This window comes from Anaerophaga thermohalophila str. Valhall (assembly GCF_000250735.1).
GTDB lineage: Bacteria > Bacteroidota > Bacteroidia > Bacteroidales > Marinilabiliaceae > Anaerophaga > Anaerophaga thermohalophila_A.
The window spans coordinates 1-19,418 of the sequence record NZ_AHZV01000144.1; the positions used below are offsets into that span (position 1 = coordinate 1).

Sequence of the window (19,418 nt, forward strand, 5' to 3'; positions counted from 1 at the left end):
TGATCTATTATGGCAACCTTTGCCATGCTCCTTTCATCCGGGAAAAGTAATGCAAAAATGATGTTTTTTGATGAAACAAAGAAACAATTAAATAGTGCTCGTCTATAAACTCGCAAAAAAAAATTTCACAATATCTGTGTCTGTTCAGAAAATACCAGTTGCAAGGCTTGCGAAGCCGCCAAAAACGCAGTTTACTTTTCGTAAATGAGTATTTTGGCGGCAAGCATAACACAGCAAATGGTACTTTATGGACAGACACCAAATAAGCCTTTTCCCACTTATCTCTCCATATTACCATTTGTCAGTCTCAAATGCCTGCTTATCATTTTGTTCTTGCCGAAAATGACATAATCAGTCAACTTTGACCTGTTGATTCGGGAACCTTAAAAAATAAATTTTATACATATGCAATTTAGAACTTACCTAATGCCGTTAATAGGCGTGATGATAGGCGTGAATCTTTTCAGTCAGACCACTATCAACGGTTGTGTGACCGACAAACGTACCGGGGAAGCATTGCCGGGGGTAAATATTTACGTAAAGGGAAGTTACGATGGCACAATATCAGGGCCGGATGGTTGTTATTCACTTGATGTAAACACTGAGGACGATTTTATATTGGTGTTCAGTTTTATAGGATACGAGAGCCTGGAACAGAATATCGAAGGTGGAATAGAAAAGACACTCAATGTTGAAATGAAAGAAAGCTCTACAAATCTGAGAGCAGTAACCATAACCGCTGGAAGCTTTGAAGCAGGCGACAAAAAAAGAGCTGCCGTGATGGAACCGTTGGACATATATACTACGGCAGGGTCATTGGGCGATATCGGAGCTGCCTTAAAAACACTTCCGGGTACACAGGTGGCTCCCGATGACGGACGATTGCTGGTTCGCGGAGGAGATGCGTCCGAAACCAGGGTACTCATGGATGGCGTTTTAGCTGCGAAGCCCTACTATTCAAAAGTTCCTGATCTTCCAACACGCGGACGGTTTGCACCTTCACTTTTCGAGGGAACATTTTTCAGTACCGGCGGCTATTCGGCCGAATTCGGACAGGCGTTGTCGTCGGTGTTGGTTCTTGAATCGCAAGGTGTTGCGGTGGAGGAGCTGACAAGCATTTCTCTGATGAGCATAGGGGGTGAGCTGGCACAAACCTGGGTGGGGAATAATCATTCTTTGGCGGCAGGTGCAGGTTACTACAATTTTGCTCCCTATAACGCACTGGTGAAAAACCGTATTGACTGGGACGATCACGTGGAAGCCGGAAATGTTAATCTGAATTTCAGACGAAAAGGCGATAAAGGAGATATCCTCAGGTTTTTTGCTGCGGGTGATTATGGCGGTCAATCTTTTCGGACATCAGACGGAAGTGGCGGACAAATCAAAATTGATGATCAGGGGGGTAATATTTATTCCAACAGTACCTATCATACCTCAATTACGGACAAGACATTACTAAAATTAGGGGCTTCCTTTACATATGATGATCAGGATATGGAGGCCGGGATTCATCGCCAAACCACAAGAGAGTGGATATCTGAAAGCAAGTTAAAACTTATAACGCAACTGAACAATTCATTAAAATTGACATGGGGCGGAGCCTGGCAGAGCAGTAAATTCGATGAAAAATACCGTCAGCAGGAAACAGAAAATACATGGGGTACACATTTCACCGATCACATTGCTTCGGCTTTTGCTGAAGCAGAATGGAGGCTGATTTCAAAGTTGGCATTCAGACCGGGAATTCGTTACGAATATTCATCCCGGTCGGAAGAACAAATTTGGTCGCCTCGCGCTGCGTTGGCAATCGGGGCTGGCGAAAATACTACTTTTTCTATGGCCTGGGGACATTTTTATCAGACGGTGCAATCGGATTTTTTGAAGTACAACCGCAATGTGGAGATGCAAAAATCAGAACACTTCATCTTAGGCATGCAGACAGGCGATCTAAGTACCCGCTTGTTCAGAGCGGAAGTCTACCATAAAAAATATGATAATCTGATTGCCGGAGAATACAACGAATTTGCCGAATTTGTTCCCCTGGACAACAGCGGGGAAGGATATGCCAAAGGATTTGACTTGTTTTTCAGAGATAAAGTTCTCTACAAGAATACAGATTATTGGATTTCATATTCGTACATTGATTCCGAGAGACGGTTTCTCGATTATCCGGAAAAGGTGGTGCCCGAATTTATTTCTCCGCATACGCTCAACGTTGTTGCGAAGCATTTCATTGTTCCTATCCGTACGCAGGTTGGAGCCACATGGACGTGGAATTCGGGTCGCCCTTACCATGTTCCGGGCGATGATGAATTTATGGCGCATACCTCCCCAAATTACAGCGAAATTGGTCTTAATCTGAGCTATTTGACAAGTATCTTAGGAAATTATACTATTGTCCATTTAAGTTTTTCTAATTTGACAGGGCGCGACAATGTGCTTGGATACAGACGAATACCTTTAGCTTCCGGAGAACAGGAGCCCTCGCTTGTAACCATTCGTTCCGATGTAAAGCAGTTCATGTTTCTTGGTGTGTTTATCTCCATCAATTAAAATTTTTGTAAAAGTTTAAAGCAGTTTAAAAAAGGAATTATGATGAGAACAGCAATTTTAAATGTTATGATTTTTCTGGCAGCAGCCTCATTATCGGCCGGAAATTATGAGACAACGATGAAACAGGCTATTTCTGAAATGTATCAATCTACTGATGCGTCTGAACTTGAAGCATTGGCAGGCAAATTTTTCAGAATTGGAGAAGCCGAGGGTGATAAGTGGATGCCATACTATTATGCCGCTTACGCCTATATCAGTATTACCTTTAATATTGAGGATGCTGATGCAATTGACAAACACCTCGACAAAGCGCAGGAGATGATCGACAAAGCAATGGCTATTGCACCAAAAGAGTCGGAATTGTTTGTTCTGCAAGGTCTCCTGCATTCCATGCGGATTACTTCTCCAACGCGTGGGATGAAGTATTCTATGCTCTCGAATAATGCCCTGGCCGAAGCTGAAAAACTGAACCCTGACAATCCCAGGCTGTGGTTCTGCAAGGCACAAAATGTTTATCACACTCCGGCTATGTTTGGTGGAGGAGAAGAAAAGGCATTGCCGCTGTATGAAAAAGCAGCCGGATTATTTGATACCTTTGAACCTCCTCATGAGCTTTGGCCTGCCTGGGGAAAAGAATATAATGCCGAACAGATTGAGAGAATAAGTGATTAAAGAGGATGGATATTGTATCAATGAGTGAGCTCTAAAAAGCATCTTTGTTGCCAGACTCTTTGTTGTTTTAAATTTTTGCATCCTCATCAGTGTCTGTCCATAAACTCGCAAAAATTTTACAGTATGTGTGTCTGTTCAGAAAGTGTCATTTACAAGGCTTGCGAAGTCCGGAAATACGGAGTTTACTCATCGTAAATGAATAATTTTCGGACGAGCATAACACAGTAAATGGCACTTTATGGACAGACACTAACTAAGGTCGGATGGAACTCGTCCCGCGTAATCGGGGCTCGTTTCATTGACAGGTGTTTGAAATAATAGTTTACCGAAGTATTGCAATGACAAAAAAGAACAAACAAATCCTGATAATTATTTCTTACGGACTGATATCCATGTTAATCGGTCATATTTTTCAATGGATTTCTTGTCCCGAATGTATAAAGTATCCCAAAGCAGTTATTCAAAACATGGGATATTCGTTGATGCTGGGGTACGGCTTGTTTTCCAATAAGTATTTGTATGATTTTGCTGTTTCACCATTTGTTTCATGGCTGAAACGACCGATAAAAAGTGTTTTGATCTCCTTTTTTGTCACCACTGTGTATTCAGGAATAGTCATATTTTTTACCAACTGGTTTTGGTTTTCTTTAATACAGGGAATGCCTTTTGGACTCTTTTTAAAAACACACCCGGGAATATGGGTTACAGAGTTTGTCATTTTGTATTTCATCTCGATGTGGTTTTATGCCAGAGCCTTTTTTCTGGATTGGAAAAACGAAATAAAAGAGCGTGAAATGTTGAAACGCGAAGCACTGGCTGCCAAATATGATGTTTTGAAAAGTCAGGTAAATCCCCATTTTTTATTTAACAGTCTTAATGTAGCCGGGTCGCTTGTTGACACAAATCCCGAAGTGGCCAAACGGTTTTTATCGCAGTTGTCGGGCATGTATCGCGATGTTCTGGAATTGCAGGACAGCAATCTGGTTCCGCTTGAAAGAGAACTGAAATTGGCAGCACGTTTCCTGTATTTGCAGGAAATGCGCTTTGGTAAAGCTTTCCGGTATACACTACCGGATCAAAGTCTTAAAAACTATTCCATTGTCCCGCTATCCATTCAGATGTTGATGGAAAACGCTTTTAAGCACAATTCTTTTTCAAAAGAAAATCCAATGAAAATTGATGTTTACATTGATGCTGAACATCTTGTTGTAAAAAATACGCATTTTTCAAAAGCCGAATCGTCCGAATCACTAAATATAGGACTGGAAAACATCAGGGGGCGATACCGATTTCTTACCGGAAAAGAAATCGAAGTTATAAATGAGAATGGTATATTTGAAGTGAAAATTCCTTTGATAAAAGACTTTTAACTACTTAGTGTCTGTCCATAAAGGGCCACTTAGGTGTGATATACCTTCAGGTAAAGATGATATGAACATTCTGATCGTAGAAGACGAACCCCTGGCAGCTGAAAAACTCGGGAAGATGCTTAAAAGAATAGAGCCTTCTCTGGTGGTTTCAGGCATTTGCGATTCGGTCAGTTCTGCTGTCGAATGGATTAATAAAAGAACCACTCCCGATCTGGGTCTCTTTGATATTCAACTGGGCGACGGAACCAGCTTCGAAATTTTTGAGCGTACCCTCGTAACTTTCCCCGTGATATTTGCAACCGCATACGATCAGTTTGCCATAAGGGCTTTTAAGGTAAACAGTGTTGATTATTTACTCAAGCCGGTTGAAGAAGATGACCTTCGCAGTGCGCTTTCTAAGTTCAGAGCATATTATCAGCAGCCTTTTACCGCCGAAAATTTTACAATGCTTATTCGCTCCACGGCAAAAATGGTGGCCGAAGGGCAAAAATATAAAGACCGGTTTGTGGTTAATGTGGGGGAACACATCCGGATTATTAAGACCCAAAACACAGCCTGTTTCTACAGTGAAGACAAAGCAATCTATCTGCTTGACTCTGAGGGCAAAGTTTATTACATGGATCAATCACTCAATCAAATTGAAGTGGAACTGAATCCGGCGTTTTTTTTCAGAACCAGCCGGAAAGAAATTGTTAACATTGATGCTATTTCTGATATCGTGAGCTATGGCCGAGCCCGGCTGAAGGTAAAAGTGGATACGGGCAGAGAAACAAGAGAACTTATTGTCAGCCGCGATCGTATGAAATTGTTTAAAAACTGGCTTGGACAAAGACGGTAATTTCCGAAATACCTGTTGTAAAACACGCATTTTTTCTTCCTGATTTTATAGTAATAGTGGTTTAATTCTGCTACTTTTGCGGAAAATTTTCTTTAAACAACCTTTTTATTTTAAACAGATCGTTGGATTTTTAGATCAATAGTCCGTTAAGTTTTTGTAAGCACCTTAGATTCAACTGGCTATATTTAAGAGGTTTGTTTTGATAAAATGCAGATTTTCAACGGGATACGAATCATCTTGTACCTTAAATCTAATAATCTAACGGTCTATTGTTAGGTGGAAGATGTGATATAATACAGCAACTCTTTAGCCGGGCTTGATTTTCTAAGTGGAAAGGATGTAAATTGTTTGCAATAAAATAAATATGAAGTAAAAATATATTTTTATTATGAAACCAACGCATATTGAACACATCGGCATTGCCGTAAAAAGTCTTGATGAAGCAATACCCTTTTACGAAAAGGTTTTTGGATTGAAATGTTATGCAGTAGAAGAGGTGGCCGACCAAAAGGTGAAAACCGCCTTTTTCAAGGTAGGAGATACCAAGATAGAGTTACTGGAATCAACAGATAGCGAAGGACCTATTGGTAAATTCATAGAAAAGAAGGGAGAAGGCATTCATCACATGGCCTTTGCAGTAGAAGACCTTGATACAAAGTTGAAGACGGCCGGGGAACAGGGTGTCCGTTTGATTGATAAACAACCGCGCAAAGGAGCCGAAGGACTTAACATTGCATTTTTACATCCAAAGTCAACCTTTGGTGTGTTGACCGAATTATGTGAAGCCCCAAAATAAGGACTGTGAAAGTCCTTATTTTTTTGGATAATACGGAATTGTCTTACAAACAAAATCTTTAAATATGTCAAATCAGGATAAAATAAAACACTTAATTGAATTACGAAACCAGGCACGGCTTGGAGGCGGAGAAAAGAGAATTGAAGCTCAGCATAGTAAAGGGAAATTCACTGCCAGAGAGAGGATCGAGATGCTTCTGGACGATGGTAGTTTTGAAGAATTTGACATGTTTGTTACACACCGCTGCACCAATTTTGGTATGGAAAAGAAAAAAATTATGGGCGACGGTGTTGTTACCGGACATGGAACAATTGATGGTCGGGTTGTTTATGTTTTTGCCCAGGATTTTACCGTATTTGGCGGCTCATTGTCCGAAACTTTTGCACAAAAAATATGTAAAGTTATGGACATGGCCATGAAAGTGGGTGCACCGGTAATTGGAATTAACGACAGTGGCGGAGCCAGAATTCAGGAAGGTGTAACTTCACTGGCCGGATATGCCGAAATCTTTGAACGAAATATTCTTGCTTCCGGGGTTATCCCTCAAATATCTGCCATTTTCGGACCTTGTGCCGGAGGTGCTGTTTATTCACCGGCACTGACCGATTTTATCATGATGACCGAGCAAACCAGTTATATGTTTGTTACCGGACCTAAAGTGGTAAAAACAGTGACCGGAGAGGACATAACCGTTGAAGACCTTGGCGGAGCCCATGTTCATTCAACCAAGTCGGGCGTTTCACATTTTGAGCTGGAGAATGAGGAAGAAGGTATTATGCTGATACGGAAACTTCTGTCATATCTTCCACAAAATAACCTGGAAGAACCGCCTCTGACCGATTGCAGCGATCCCATTGACCGCCTGGACGATAGTCTCAACTCCATCATCCCGGACAATCCCAATCAGCCCTACGACATGAAAGAGGTTATCTATACAATTGTTGATGATGGGGAATTTCTGGAAGTTCATCGAAATTATGCCAAAAATATAATTGTAGGTTTTTGCAGAATGGGTGGCGCTTCTGTCGGAGTAGTAGCCAATCAGCCAAACTTTTTGGCAGGTGTACTCGATAGTGATGCTTCGCGAAAAGCTGCAAGATTTGTCAGATTCTGCGATGCATTTAATATTCCCGTACTTACGCTGGTCGATGTTCCCGGATTTCTGCCGGGCAGCGGGCAGGAATATGCCGGTATTATTTCTCATGGGGCCAAACTGATGTTTGCTTATGGGGAAGCCACTGTTCCGAAAGTGACCATTACACTGCGTAAATCATACGGCGGCGCTCACGACGTAATGAGCTGTAAGCAATTGCGCGGGGATTTGAATTATGCCTGGCCGTCAGCAGAAATTGCCGTTATGGGCGCATCAGGTGCTATTGAAGTATTGGAAGGCCGGACGCTTAAAGAAATAGAAGACCCCGAAGAAAAGAAAAAATACATCGCCAAAAAGGAAGAAGAGTACAAAGAAGCATTTGCAAACCCTTATAAAGCAGCTTCTTATGGTTATATCGACGATGTAATCGAGCCGCGCAATACACGATTCCGTATTATACGCGGTTTCCAGAGTCTCCAGACCAAAAAATTGACAAATCCGCCTAAAAAACACAGTAATATACCATTGTAAATCAGGAAACAATTATGATTCATATATTAGACGCTGTCAACTGGCCACAGATATGGGTAATTACTGCTGTCGGATATTCAGTAGTTTTTACTGCCCTGGTCCTTCTTATCTTGGTTTTCAGATTGATGCCTAAAGTGCTCAATCTGCAAATGAAACGTAAATTGAAAAGAGAAGGAAAATATGTAGAAAACCATGGAGATGAAGAACAGTATATTGCAGGGGAGGTAAATGCCGCTATAGGCCTGGCACTATCTCTCTATTTCAGTGAAATGCATGATGACGAAAGCAAGATTATTACTATCAAAAGGGTTGAAAGAAGATACTCGCCATGGAGTTCGAAGATTTATAACATTAATAACGTTTTACCAACAAGAAGATAGCAATGAAGAAATTTGACTTTTCCATAAACGGAAACAAATATCATGTCAATGTGAAAGACATTGATGATAATATTGCCACAGTAGAGGTTAATGGAACGCCTTATTCTGTAGAAATAGAACAAGAGGTAAAAAAAGTAAAAACACCCAAGCTGGTTAGGCAGGAAGTAAAGCCAAAACCGGGAGAAGGACATATTATCAGGAAACCATCAACAGGGGGACATCAGATTTTGGCTCCATTGCCGGGAAGTATTTTCAAAGTTCTTGTAAAAGCAGGCGATGAAGTTAAAAAAGGTGATACCGTTATGATCATGGAGGCCATGAAAATGGAAAACAATGTAATGGCCGACAAAGAGGGAACCGTTAAAGAGATTAAAGTGAAAGAGGGTGATGCGGTACTTCAAAGCGATGTATTGATGGTGATTGAATAAGCATATTTGTTCCGATTGTTTAATCCCGGAGCTGTTTTAAGCTTCCTTCAAAGTTCTTATAACGTGAGAAAATTTGTAACAATATTTACAGTATTAGGCCTGCTGTTCATGACTTCGATATTGACCGGAGGTAACGCAACCGCTCAGGATGTTTTGCCCGACAATGTTGAAAGCAGCAGTGCACTTGTTAAAGGCCTGAAGACATTCTGGTACTATACGGGTTTTTCCAGTGTTTCATGGGGAAATATCACGATGATTGTGGTGGGGCTTTTCTTTATTTTTCTGGCCATCAGATTTAATTACGAACCCCTGCTTTTGGTTCCCATCGGAACGGGGATTCTTCTTGGAAATATTCCTTTTATCGAAGGATTTCAAATTGGCATATACGAAGAGGGCTCTGTCCTCAACTACCTTTACTTCGGAGTGGTAAAAGGGGTTTATCCGCCTTTGATTTTTCTGGGAATTGGTGCAATGACCGATTTCTCGTCCCTCATTTCCAATCCGCGTCTGATGCTTTTAGGGGCCGCTGCCCAGATTGGCGTTTTCGGCACTTTTATTGGCGCTATGGCATTGGGCTTTGAGATTCACCAGGCAGGTGCGATATCCATTATCGGCGGTGCCGACGGGCCCACGGCTATTTTTGCTTCCTCCAAACTGGCACCTCAACTGATAGGAAGTATCGCCATTGCTGCCTATTCTTATATGGCACTGGTACCCGTTATTCAGCCGCCCATCATTCGGCTGATGACCTCCAAAAAAGAGAGATTGATCAGGATGAAACCTCCCAGAGCTGTGTCAAAAACAGAGAAAATACTCTTTCCGTTAATCGGTTTGTTGCTTACACTTTTCATTTCACCAACGGCACTTCCACTTTTGGGGATGCTCTTCTTCGGAAACTTAATGAAAGAGTGTGGTGTTACCGAACGTTTGGCTGAAACAGCCCGAACCAGGATGATAGACATCGTTACTATATTGCTGGGGCTTACAGTGGGAGCATCAACTCAGGCTAATGTTTTCCTTACAGGAGAATCCATAAAGATATTTGGATTGGGAGCTGCCTCATTCATCGTTGCAACAGCCGGTGGTCTTTTGTTTGCCAAAATAATGAACCTGTTTTTAAAGAAGGATAATAAAATCAATCCGATGATTGGCGCAGCAGGCGTATCGGCAGTACCCGATAGTGCCCGCGTTGTTCAGCACGAAGGACTTAAAAACGATCCGTCTAATCACCTGCTCATGCACGCCATGGCACCCAACGTTTCGGGAGTAATTGGTTCGGCCGTTGCAGCCGGTATGATGTTGAGTTTTCTTATGTAATGATAAGTCCGTTCCTAAAAGTTTTTTTAGAATAACACACTCAAATATAATCCTGTTAGTAATTGGTTGATTAAAAAGGGGGTCTTCACTTTTTTATTAGTGGGGACCCTTTTTTATTGTGAAGGAATAATCAAAGGGGATAGTAAGTTGTGAATCTTTACTTTTGTTTTCGTGTTTTCCTTTGATTTGCCGGACAAAGCTTTCAAGTTCGCGACGACAACGCCCACATGAGGTAGAGGCTGCCGTACTTTGCATAACATCAGATAATTCTGCTTGCGGGAATTTTTTTAAAAAATTCTCTATCCGGTTGGTAGTAATTCTGTTACAAAGACAAATTAAACGGGACATAAAAAAGACTGCTGCGTTTCTGCAAAAATAGAACATTTTTAGCCTGCTTCATTCATTAATTATCGTGATGAAACGAGCATGGCAAAGGTTGCCACAATAAGAATATGGATAAAGCAGGTTAGGGGTTATCAGAAAAGTTTTCAGTCGGTAGCTGAACATCTGAACCCCCCCCCAGTGCGCCAGTATTACCTGACATCGAAGGGGAGGGGGAAGCAGTTAGAAAAACCGGAAATATAATATTCGACCTGTCCGTTAATTGCTTAGTAATGAACTCTTCGAGACAAAAATTTTATCGAACAAATAATTGTTTTTATCAAGCGCCCAATTGTCTGGATATTGGCTTGACATAATCAACGTCGAATCCTTGTTAAATTCGGCTTCTATAACCGACGTCAGACCATTTCTGTCTTTTATGGCAAGTTTGTGAGTTATATTTGCGGGTTCTTTATTAGCAAAAGATCTGACTTTCAGATTTCTGATGTCTTTTAAATAGTCAGCTACAGCAGCAGAATCGGCCCGTACTTCACCAATCATCCATTGACCATTGGTTTGGGTAAGAACAAACGAACTATCACCGGGAACTTTGAATGAGAGTTCAACGGGATATTTGAAGTCGTTTGCCAAGGAAAAAAGTGACTTATCTCTGAAGTGATCTACATCAGTTCTAATTTGGGAGGAAAGAAAACCCTCCACAGCAAACACCTCATCTTCTCCCCTTCGGCGGATATAAGTACTCATGGTGCCGGGATTCTGGCGCATATAAGGATTGCGTTGTCTCATCTGTGCAGCCATGGTCGAGGGAATATAGGTGAAACGACCGATAATCACGTCTGCCAGAATGTTGTCGTCATTGTAAAATGCTACACCCATGCCGGCTGAGTCGGTCACTTCAAATTGTTCCCATCTGTCCTTGTTTTGTGTTGCCATTCGTATGGGCTTAAGTTGACTCATCGTTTTCAAGGTGCGCTTGACAGTGCTTGAATCGGCCATAAATTCTTTTTCGGAATTCTCTGTTTTTACTATCCATTTGCCTTTAGCGTCCTTTATTATAACAATGACCGGATCATCGTCTCCCCGCGGAGATATCAAAATTTTGTCACAGTCTTCCGGTGCAAAAGAAACCAGGTTCGCGGGTAAGTTTCCAACACTTTCGGGTTCGGTAATTTTATGAATGGCAAAAGCCACCGCGAGAACGAAGAAGACAACAGATAATGTTCTTATATTCATTTTTCTAAGCATAGCTCTCCTCCCTTCTTTTATTTCTGATATTAATACTTTGCTGATATCTGACTATTCCGATAATGATAACCAAAAGCAAAGGCAGCCCGAAATTCAGGGTTTTAAGCCAGGCTTTTTTGCTTTCTTTGATCTGGTCTAAAGGGCGATGTTTCACAGTTTTTGTTCTTAATTGCATCAAACCGGTATCATCATTCAAATAATCGACCGAATTCACAAACAGTGAAATATTATCGGGTTGTAGTTGCCTTGCATTCTGACCTGTGCCATTGATCACAAAATCACCGTCGGAGAAAACAATAATGTTTCCACCCTGATTTTCGTTCTCAGGACAGACCAAAGCAGCGACAGGAATGCGGGAACGACTGAAATCCGATTCGCTCCATTCTTTTTCGAAATTGAAAAACGCAGGAGCCGTTCTGACATCTGATTGTTTACCGGAGAAGGCCAGAGGGACAAAATTTACAGTAGTATCAGCCGGCTCAAGGGAGCTGGCAAATTGAAGCACAACAGCACTTAATCCTTTAACAACCGGATGATCTGCAAATTCGGAAATGACAGGAAGAAAAGGAAAGGATACCGGCGTATTGATCATAAACGGGCCTTGTTGTTGTCTGATGGTAACACTTCCACAATTGGCATCAATAAGAAAGTCTGAGTTTATCTTTACTCCCTTTTTTTCAAGCCAATCACTGATTCCGGTATAGAGGTCTCTGCCCATGCCGGTTGAAAAATTGGCATCAACTTTATTTATTGCCATTACTACATTACCACCATTTTCAACGAATGTATTAAGTTTTTCAAAATGAGCAGGAGGAATGGTGTCGGCAGGACGAACCCAAATCAGGGTTTTGTATTTGTCGAGGGTTACTGAATCTTCCAGTGTTATGGTTTCCGGGGTGTAAAGAACCTGTAATGCGCCGGTTACTTCACTCATCTCTTCCAATGTTGGTTCTCCATGACCGGTTATTACACCAACAGGTTGTTTCTCAGGAATTGTCATCTTTTTTATGGCCATGGTCAGGGCATATTCCATCTGAGATCCGGGCTCCAGAAAAGGTATTACTTCGGTGGCTTCGCCATAGTTGATAACAGCACCCATATAAGCCCTTTTCTGTACAGACTGGTTCTTTTCCTGCGAAGAGATAACCAATGGCTGAATACCATTTTGCCGGGCTTCATTTTCCAATTCATCACTCTCGTTTGGATTAATAAAGGTATAAACCACTTTATTATCCGATCGTGTTGCATACTCTTCGAGAAGATTCATGAAATCTTGCCGCATACGGTCGAACCGAGGCTGCAAATCTTCCGAGAAATAGGCTTTAACAGTAACCGGATCCTGTAAATCTCCAATAATATCAAGCGTGCTTTGGCTAAGAGTGTATCGCTGATCTTCTGTGAAATCAAGACGCACAAAGAAATCTGTGCTAATCAGGTTAATCAGAATAATAATACCTGTTAGCAGTATCAATATGTATTTGAGTTTTGTTTTTGTCATTTTTTTGAAACTTTAGTTAAGATTTTTCTTTAACAATGAAGCTTCTGCACCGGTAAGTGCTAAAAATATAACAGACAGGAAATAAATCAAATCACGGCTGTCGATAACGCCACGTGTTATATTGTCGTAATGGGTTCGAAGGTCAAGGTATCCGAAGATATCCCCGATAGTACCGTCAAAAACCGATGAGAGCATGCTGAAAAGTATCTGGAAAAAAATTCCTGTTATCAATGCCAGCAAAAATGCTACAATCTGATTTTGGGTGAGACTGCTGGTAAAGATGCCAATGCTGATGTAAGCCCCGCTCATCAACAGGAGTCCCAGATACCCGGTAATAGCCGTACCGTGATCAATCGGGCCCAAATTGGCTATGGTAACATACCAGGGTAATGTGAGAGCGAGACTAACTGCAACAAGCAACCAGGTGGCAAAAAACTTCCCGGCAATAACCTGCCAGTAAGTGACAGGCTTGGTCAGAAGAAGTTCTATTGTACCTGTTTTCAGCTCTTCTGCAATATGTTTCATGGTAAGAGCCGGGATGAATAGAAACAGAGTCCAGTAGGCTGTCTGAAAAAATGGCCTCAAACTCGCAGTATTGGTATAAAAAACATCTGTTCCGTACAGCCATGTAAAGAAACCTGTAAGTCCGAGAAAAACAAAAAGCATAATATAGGCCATCAGAGAATCGAAATAGCTGCGGAACTCTTTTGAAGTAATTATTAATGTCTTGCTCATGGGGGATAAGTTTTAATGTTCTTTGGTTACTTCGCGGAAGATGTCTTCCAAATTCTTTTCAAAGGGAGTGAGTTCTTTCAAATACCAACCATTTTTCACGCATAAGTCGAAAATGTCTTTGGTCGAACTCTCACCGGCTTTGCTTTGTACTTCAAAACCGGTCTTTTTATCGTTACGGAAATCGACAACAGCTACCTGTGGAAGTTCCTGCAAAGCTTTAAATACTTTATTATCATCGCTTTCTCCTTCAATGGAAACATGCAATATTTCATTGCCACGAGCTTGTTGCCTCAGTTCCTCAGGTGTACCGTCAGCTACAAGCTTTCCTTTGTTGATGATGAGAACACGATCGCAGGTAGCTTCAACTTCGGCAAGAATATGAGAACTTAGCAAGACGGTTTTTTCTTTACCTATCTGCCGGATAAGTTCACGTATCTCTATTATCTGATTGGGATCAAGGCCGGTTGTGGGCTCATCCAGTATCAAAACTTGCGGGTCGTGGATTAGTGCCTGTGCCAGCCCGACACGTTGACGAAATCCCTTTGAGAGTTCACCTATCTTCTTGTGTTTTTCCGAATCAATGCCGCAAACCCGTATCATCTCCTTCACTCTTTCTTTTAGCTTTTTGCCATCGAGCCCCTGAAGTTTTCCGGTAAAAACAAGATAATCAATGACCGGCATATCGCCGTAAAGTGGATTGTTTTCGGGCAGATAACCAATGTTTTGCCGGGCTCTTTCCGGATTTTTAAATACACTGACGCCATCTATCAGAACATCTCCTTCCGAAGGCGTAAGGAAAGCTGTAATGGCCTTCATTGTAGTCGTCTTTCCGGCACCATTCGGGCCTAAAAAACCAAGAATTTCGCCTGTTTTCACTTTAAAACTAAGGTGGTCAAGTGCTTTCTGAACACCATAGAAATGACTCAATTCTTTTACTATGATTTCCATTTTGTTTATGTTTATTGATTACTGGTAACTGGTAAAAAAGACATAAAAAAACGGGTAAAAGAATACCTCTGATACCCGGAAGGAAGTTTTACAGCCATAGCGTTTCGGCCGATATTGCAGAGTACTGTAAAGAACTCAATCCCCGGGCCAAAAATCAATGCATCAACCATGGAATTGATCCTGCTGTTGTATGAACATCAGACTGACTAATCAGCTACTGTGACTACCTACTACTGACTTTGTTGTTTTTATCTCATATCAATAATATCTACTTCAGGGTGTTTGTCAGGATCGAAAGTAAACATGCCTGACTCAACAGGGACATCGGTTTCCATGTTTGTGATATCAATGATATAATTGGTACCGTCTTTCCCGATTTGCGATATTTTTGTAATATGATTGTTGGCTTTATTTACATAAACTTTAATTCTGGAGTAAGGTTTGTCCCTGTCTTCTGGAAACATATCCACAATATTCACTTCCTCGCCATCGAGAATATCTTCCCCTGAAAAAATGTAACGGAATCCCTGTTTGTGGATATTAAAAATACTGGAAGGACTTAATGTGGTCTCGTCCATAGGATCGGGATTGGAAATATTAACTTCATCCACTTCTTTAAGGTGAGTCCAAAGCGTTGTTCCATCAAAATAACTATCCACATTCATGACCGACGCTTTATATTTTTCTCCGGCTATAAGTATGGTTCCCTCATGAGTGTCGGTAACATCGGCCTGCGTATTTTCCATGGAAAAGGTGAAATCGGCCCTGATGGATTGGTATGACTGAATAATTTCACTGACTTTATCAAGAATATTTCCGGCCTTAATTACTTCAGGACTTTGAGCCGATAAAATTACCGGAATGAGCATGAGAATCAGAATGGGGATGAATAGTTTTTTCATTTCTGGTCTGTTTTATTTTGAAAGTGCTTATTCAATTACCGTTCCAAAGTCATCTTATAGAATCAAAAATTTTTTCCAGTTCATATTCATCCTGAACCAGAACCTGTCTGGCTTTACTACCTTCGAAGGGGCCAACAACTCCGGCAGCTTCCAGTTGATCAATAATTCGGCCTGCCCTGTTGTATCCTATAGAGAAACGACGTTGAATAAGAGAAGTAGAACCTGACTGGTTGGCGACAACAACCCTGGCCGCTTCCTCAAACATGGGATCCCGTTTTGAAAGATCAACTTCACCGGGCTCAGTTCCTTCACTTTCACTACCGCTATATTCTGGTAACATCATGGCGGAGGGATAACCCTGTTGTGCACCAATGTAATCATTGATTTTTTCAACTTCGGGGGTATCTACAAAAGCACATTGTACCCTTATCAGATCACTTCCCTGCGTGATGAGCATATCTCCCCGTCCTATAAGCTGGTTGGCTCCCGGGGAGTCGAGAATGGTACGGCTGTCAACCATTGATGCTACTTTGAATGCAACACGTGTTGGGAAGTTGGCTTTTATAACCCCGGTAATTATATTGGTAGATGGTCGTTGTGTGGCAATAATCATGTGGATACCTACAGCCCTTGCAAGTTGGGCAATACGTGCAATGGGCATTTCGACATCTTTTCCGGCAGTCATAATCAGGTCGGCGAACTCGTCGATGATAACAACAATGTAAGGCATAAAACGATGGCCTTTTTCGGGATTGAGCTGTCGCTTCACAAACTTGTGATTATATTCCTTCACATTCCTGGCATGGGCCTTTTTCAAAAGCTCGTAACGCTCATCCATTTCAATGGTAAGTGAATGGAGTGTATTTACAACCCGCTGTACATCGGTGATAATTGATTCCTCTTCATCGGGGAGCTTCGCCAGAAAGTGTTTTTCTATTTTGCTGTATATGTTAAGCTCGACCTTTTTGGGATCGACCAACACGAATTTTAATTGTGACGGATGCTTTTTGTATAGCAATGAAGTAATAATTGCATTTAATCCTACCGATTTTCCCTGCCCTGTAGCTCCCGCCACCAGCATGTGTGGTGCCTTGGTCAAATCGAGCATAAAAGTTTCGTTACTGATGGTTTTCCCGAAAGCAATAGGCAGTTCATATTTGCTGTTCTGGAATTTCTTTGATGTTATGATCGATCGCATTGAAACAATTTCGGGCTCTGAGTTTGGCACCTCAATCCCGATGGTTCCACGGCCAGGTATCGGAGCAATGATGCGAATGCCGAGGGCTGCAAGCGATAATGCAATATCATCTTCCAGGTTCTTGATTTTAGAGATGCGAACTCCGGGAGCAGGAACAATCTCGTAAAGGGTAATGGTTGGTCCAACCGTGGCTTTTATACTCCTGATTTCGATTTTGTAATCTTCAAGTGTCTTTACAATGCGGTTTTTATTGGAGATAAGCTCTTCTTCACCGACTTGTCCCGAATCGGAGCTATGATCATCAAGAAGATCAAAGGTCGGCAACTTATAGGATGAAAGATCAAGTGTAGGATCATAATCACCAAGAGGCTTTCCCTCACTGTGATCCAGCATTTCTTCACGGGCAGCCTTCTCAATTTTCAGCTCAAGGTCATCATCTCCGGTATATTCAAGTGATCTATCCGTATTTTCGGGTTCGAATTCCTTTTCAACGGTTTCGTCCTGATGCAATGGAGGAGTTGCGACTGTCGTGCCAGGCCGGGATACATGAGCTTCTTGTTTATGTTGTATTTCAGTGTCTTTTTCAGACTGATAATTTGCATTGTTCTGGGTATGATGTCTTTCCTGAACGACCGTTTCCGGCTTTTCACTTTCCGGAGCAGGAGAAGAACTCTTTCTGAATGGCTTTGAAATTAAAGGAATAAACCAATCAAAACAGAAGGCGAGATAAGCTGTCAAAGATACCAGTATCAGAATAAAAGTTCCGGCCCATCCAATGGCGGCATTCAGCCATTTACTAAGGAAAAAACCATGGGCACCTCCCAGGAGAAGATACTGGTCATTTACAGAATTGATAAAAAAGAAACCCAGGGTAACCGACAGCCAAATGGTGATTAACGCAGCATGTACAAAAGCATGCGAAAGTTTTATAATTTTAGCCCCCAGGAGCTTTATTCCTGTCATAAATAACAGAATTATGATCGAGACCGAAGCTACTCCAAACCAGTCATTAATGAGTGTATCGGCCATCCATGCACCCAATTTACCCGTCCAGTTTTCCACCGTTATTTCTGCACTTCTGATGAAATTCCAAAAATCGATATCGAATTTGCTTCTGTCGGCAAAACCGGTGAAGAAAAACGACAGAAATGCCAGTGCCAGATAGAAGGAGAAAGCTATCAGAGTAAGCCCCGATATGAACCGGAATTTAAAATTTTTAAAATTGGTCTCCCATTTCGAAAGACCAGACCTGCGTCTCTTTTTTCCTGTTCTGTTATTATTTCCGGTACCCATGATAATTGTTGATTGTAGTTCTGCAAGGCTTTTAATAACTTACGCTCTTTCTTCTTCAAAACACATTGTGACATCAATGATTAAATAGTGCCTGTCCATATAAAGTAGGAAAAGTTTCCTGCTTATCATGTGTCTGTTCAGGGAGTGCCAGTTGCAAGGCTTGCGAAGCCGCCAAAAACGGAGTTTACCTTAGTAAATGAATATTTTTGGACGAGCGTAACACAGTAAATGGCACTTTATGGACAGACATTAAATAAAGCTTCAGGATTCAACCTGACTGCAAAATTAATAATTTGCGCCACCTATTCGCTTATTACACCCTCATAAAATTAACAGCCCTAACGGATAATTTCTGCAATGGTTCGCTCTATTTCCTCAATGGTAGTATGACGGTAATCATCGGGAACAGCGAAAACTGAATCGGACAGATTGCTTTTTTCGATCGAAGATGATTTGAGCGTAAAAAGAACGTCATTATAATATATGGCGAACTCAAGCATAACGCCCGGAATTTTTGAGAAAGGCGTGTTTTTATTAGTCGTAGCATTAGCTATTTGAGGCGTGTACCAAACGATAATCTCTGTGTTGATCCGATTGTTGAGATGGATGGTAGCCTTTTTTGCTTCATAACCCAGAATGGTTCGTGTTGTATCGTTGTCGAAACTTAACGAGCCGTTTTTCAGGCTCTGAAAAATAAAAAGTTTACTGCTCTCGGAGGCCGGAACAAACATTTTTTTGTTGACAATTTTTAACAGAGTAGAGCTGCTATCGTTGGTATGGTTCGATATAAAATCAAGATTATAAATACCAAGATCACCCTTAAACGATATTCGTTCCTGCCCGGGTCTGAAATAATATTTCATCTCCTCGGGCAATAGAAACGAATACGACTTTTCCATTATGTCGGATGTGTAAGAAATGGAATAACTTACAATACCTTCGTCAATTACCGGACCTTCTTCTTTTTCTTTTCTGGAAACGCATCCGGCTGTCAATAATATCAAAACGATAATGGTATAAAAACGAAAAGCTTCTGTAAATTCAATATTCAGGTATTTCTTCATAAACTTTATTTAGTACGTATCTATAAACTCCCCAAAAAATTTTTTCAATATGTGTGTCTGTTCATAAAGTGTCATTTACAAGGATTGCGAAGTCCGACAAAAACGGAGTTTACTCATCGTAAATGAGTAATTTTCGGACGAGCGTAACACAGTAAATGGCACTTTATGGACAGACACTATTTACGGTAATTGTTAATCATGTCTTCCCCGGGAGA

General features: G+C 41.3%; 17 protein-coding genes. 9 read left to right on the plus strand and 8 right to left on the minus strand.

Annotation, left to right across the window (positions count from 1 at the left end):
* The first annotated feature begins 405 nt into the window (after nucleotides 1-405).
* The 9 genes from OQ5_RS0107610 to OQ5_RS0107650 all read left to right on the plus strand — a co-directional run bounded on the left by OQ5_RS0107610 (nucleotide 406) and on the right by OQ5_RS0107650 (nucleotide 9,978).
* A complete protein-coding gene (locus tag OQ5_RS0107610; protein WP_100221897.1) occupies nucleotides 406-2,553 on the plus strand; it encodes a TonB-dependent receptor in 2,148 nt (715 codons plus the stop codon).
* Nucleotides 2,554-2,592: 39 nt separating this feature from the next.
* Nucleotides 2,593-3,225: a hypothetical protein gene (locus OQ5_RS0107615; protein WP_255297437.1), complete on the plus strand. Its 633-nt coding sequence runs from the start codon at nucleotides 2,593-2,595 to the stop codon at nucleotides 3,223-3,225.
* 338 nt (nucleotides 3,226-3,563) lie between these two features.
* Nucleotides 3,564-4,595: a sensor histidine kinase gene (locus tag OQ5_RS0107620; RefSeq protein ID WP_016776915.1), complete on the plus strand. Its 1,032-nt coding sequence runs from the start codon at nucleotides 3,564-3,566 to the stop codon at nucleotides 4,593-4,595.
* Nucleotides 4,596-4,656: 61 nt separating this feature from the next.
* Entirely contained in the window at nucleotides 4,657-5,433 is a 777-nt protein-coding gene (locus OQ5_RS0107625; RefSeq protein WP_016776916.1) for a LytR/AlgR family response regulator transcription factor, read from the plus strand.
* A gap of 388 nt (nucleotides 5,434-5,821) precedes the next feature.
* A complete protein-coding gene (mce, locus tag OQ5_RS0107630) occupies nucleotides 5,822-6,229 on the plus strand; it encodes a methylmalonyl-CoA epimerase (protein ID WP_016776917.1) in 408 nt (135 codons plus the stop codon).
* 64 nt (nucleotides 6,230-6,293) lie between these two features.
* Complete coding sequence (locus OQ5_RS0107635; protein WP_016776918.1) at nucleotides 6,294-7,853, plus strand: acyl-CoA carboxylase subunit beta; 1,560 nt, start codon at nucleotides 6,294-6,296, stop codon at nucleotides 7,851-7,853.
* A 14-nt stretch (nucleotides 7,854-7,867) separates the two neighbouring features.
* The gene (locus tag OQ5_RS0107640) at nucleotides 7,868-8,233 is read left to right on the plus strand and encodes an OadG family protein (RefSeq protein WP_016776919.1); all 366 of its coding nucleotides are present in this window, start codon (nucleotides 7,868-7,870) and stop codon (nucleotides 8,231-8,233) included.
* Nucleotides 8,234-8,235: 2 nt separating this feature from the next.
* The gene (locus OQ5_RS0107645; RefSeq protein ID WP_016776920.1) at nucleotides 8,236-8,661 is read left to right on the plus strand and encodes a biotin/lipoyl-containing protein; all 426 of its coding nucleotides are present in this window, start codon (nucleotides 8,236-8,238) and stop codon (nucleotides 8,659-8,661) included.
* A 108-nt stretch (nucleotides 8,662-8,769) separates the two neighbouring features.
* Nucleotides 8,770-9,978: a sodium ion-translocating decarboxylase subunit beta gene (locus tag OQ5_RS0107650; RefSeq protein ID WP_016776921.1), complete on the plus strand. Its 1,209-nt coding sequence runs from the start codon at nucleotides 8,770-8,772 to the stop codon at nucleotides 9,976-9,978.
* A gap of 96 nt (nucleotides 9,979-10,074) precedes the next feature.
* Here the strand turns inward: OQ5_RS0107650 and OQ5_RS25270 are convergent, their stop codons facing one another.
* The 8 genes from OQ5_RS25270 to OQ5_RS0107690 form a co-directional block, all read right to left on the minus strand.
* Nucleotides 10,075-10,362 carry a (2Fe-2S)-binding protein gene (locus OQ5_RS25270; RefSeq protein ID WP_082179547.1) on the minus strand — a complete coding sequence of 96 codons (288 nt, stop codon included), beginning with the start codon at nucleotides 10,360-10,362 and terminating at the stop codon, nucleotides 10,075-10,077.
* Between the two features lie 216 nt (nucleotides 10,363-10,578).
* Nucleotides 10,579-11,553 (minus strand): DUF4340 domain-containing protein, encoded by a 975-nt coding sequence (locus OQ5_RS0107655; RefSeq protein ID WP_255297438.1) that lies wholly within the window; start codon nucleotides 11,551-11,553, stop codon nucleotides 10,579-10,581.
* A 4-nt stretch (nucleotides 11,554-11,557) separates the two neighbouring features.
* The gene (locus OQ5_RS0107660) at nucleotides 11,558-13,063 is read right to left on the minus strand and encodes a GldG family protein (protein ID WP_016776923.1); all 1,506 of its coding nucleotides are present in this window, start codon (nucleotides 13,061-13,063) and stop codon (nucleotides 11,558-11,560) included.
* A 12-nt stretch (nucleotides 13,064-13,075) separates the two neighbouring features.
* Complete coding sequence (locus OQ5_RS0107665; RefSeq protein WP_016776924.1) at nucleotides 13,076-13,798, minus strand: ABC transporter permease subunit; 723 nt, start codon at nucleotides 13,796-13,798, stop codon at nucleotides 13,076-13,078.
* A gap of 12 nt (nucleotides 13,799-13,810) precedes the next feature.
* A complete protein-coding gene (locus OQ5_RS0107670) occupies nucleotides 13,811-14,746 on the minus strand; it encodes an ATP-binding cassette domain-containing protein (protein ID WP_016776925.1) in 936 nt (311 codons plus the stop codon).
* A gap of 248 nt (nucleotides 14,747-14,994) precedes the next feature.
* Nucleotides 14,995-15,648 carry a LolA family protein gene (locus OQ5_RS0107680; protein WP_016776927.1) on the minus strand — a complete coding sequence of 218 codons (654 nt, stop codon included), beginning with the start codon at nucleotides 15,646-15,648 and terminating at the stop codon, nucleotides 14,995-14,997.
* 49 nt (nucleotides 15,649-15,697) lie between these two features.
* Nucleotides 15,698-18,139 carry an FtsK/SpoIIIE family DNA translocase gene (locus OQ5_RS0107685; RefSeq protein WP_016776928.1) on the minus strand — a complete coding sequence of 814 codons (2,442 nt, stop codon included), beginning with the start codon at nucleotides 18,137-18,139 and terminating at the stop codon, nucleotides 15,698-15,700.
* Between the two features lie 338 nt (nucleotides 18,140-18,477).
* Nucleotides 18,478-19,203 carry a hypothetical protein gene (locus OQ5_RS0107690; RefSeq protein ID WP_016776929.1) on the minus strand — a complete coding sequence of 242 codons (726 nt, stop codon included), beginning with the start codon at nucleotides 19,201-19,203 and terminating at the stop codon, nucleotides 18,478-18,480.
* Between the last annotated feature and the right edge of the window lie 215 nt (nucleotides 19,204-19,418).

What these genes read in the sequence shown, in the direction of transcription:
- mce (WP_016776917.1), top strand. Translation starts at nt 5,822, where the DNA reads ATGAAACCAACGCATATTGAACACATCGGCATTGCCGTAAAAAGTCTT.
- OQ5_RS0107680 (WP_016776927.1), bottom strand. Translation starts at nt 15,648, where the DNA reads ATGAAAAAACTATTCATCCCCATTCTGATTCTCATGCTCATTCCGGTA.
- OQ5_RS0107645 (WP_016776920.1), top strand. Translation starts at nt 8,236, where the DNA reads ATGAAGAAATTTGACTTTTCCATAAACGGAAACAAATATCATGTCAAT.
- OQ5_RS0107685 (WP_016776928.1), bottom strand. Translation starts at nt 18,139, where the DNA reads ATGGGTACCGGAAATAATAACAGAACAGGAAAAAAGAGACGCAGGTCT.
- OQ5_RS0107625 (WP_016776916.1), top strand. Translation starts at nt 4,657, where the DNA reads ATGAACATTCTGATCGTAGAAGACGAACCCCTGGCAGCTGAAAAACTC.
- OQ5_RS0107640 (WP_016776919.1), top strand. Translation starts at nt 7,868, where the DNA reads ATGATTCATATATTAGACGCTGTCAACTGGCCACAGATATGGGTAATT.
- OQ5_RS25270 (WP_082179547.1), bottom strand. Translation starts at nt 10,362, where the DNA reads ATGTTCTATTTTTGCAGAAACGCAGCAGTCTTTTTTATGTCCCGTTTA.
- OQ5_RS0107665 (WP_016776924.1), bottom strand. Translation starts at nt 13,798, where the DNA reads ATGAGCAAGACATTAATAATTACTTCAAAAGAGTTCCGCAGCTATTTC.
- OQ5_RS0107660 (WP_016776923.1), bottom strand. Translation starts at nt 13,063, where the DNA reads ATGACAAAAACAAAACTCAAATACATATTGATACTGCTAACAGGTATT.
- OQ5_RS0107690 (WP_016776929.1), bottom strand. Translation starts at nt 19,203, where the DNA reads ATGAAGAAATACCTGAATATTGAATTTACAGAAGCTTTTCGTTTTTAT.
- OQ5_RS0107650 (WP_016776921.1), top strand. Translation starts at nt 8,770, where the DNA reads ATGACTTCGATATTGACCGGAGGTAACGCAACCGCTCAGGATGTTTTG.
- OQ5_RS0107670 (WP_016776925.1), bottom strand. Translation starts at nt 14,746, where the DNA reads ATGGAAATCATAGTAAAAGAATTGAGTCATTTCTATGGTGTTCAGAAA.
- OQ5_RS0107635 (WP_016776918.1), top strand. Translation starts at nt 6,294, where the DNA reads ATGTCAAATCAGGATAAAATAAAACACTTAATTGAATTACGAAACCAG.
- OQ5_RS0107615 (WP_255297437.1), top strand. Translation starts at nt 2,593, where the DNA reads ATGATGAGAACAGCAATTTTAAATGTTATGATTTTTCTGGCAGCAGCC.
- OQ5_RS0107610 (WP_100221897.1), top strand. Translation starts at nt 406, where the DNA reads ATGCAATTTAGAACTTACCTAATGCCGTTAATAGGCGTGATGATAGGC.
- OQ5_RS0107655 (WP_255297438.1), bottom strand. Translation starts at nt 11,553, where the DNA reads ATGAATATAAGAACATTATCTGTTGTCTTCTTCGTTCTCGCGGTGGCT.
- OQ5_RS0107620 (WP_016776915.1), top strand. Translation starts at nt 3,564, where the DNA reads ATGACAAAAAAGAACAAACAAATCCTGATAATTATTTCTTACGGACTG.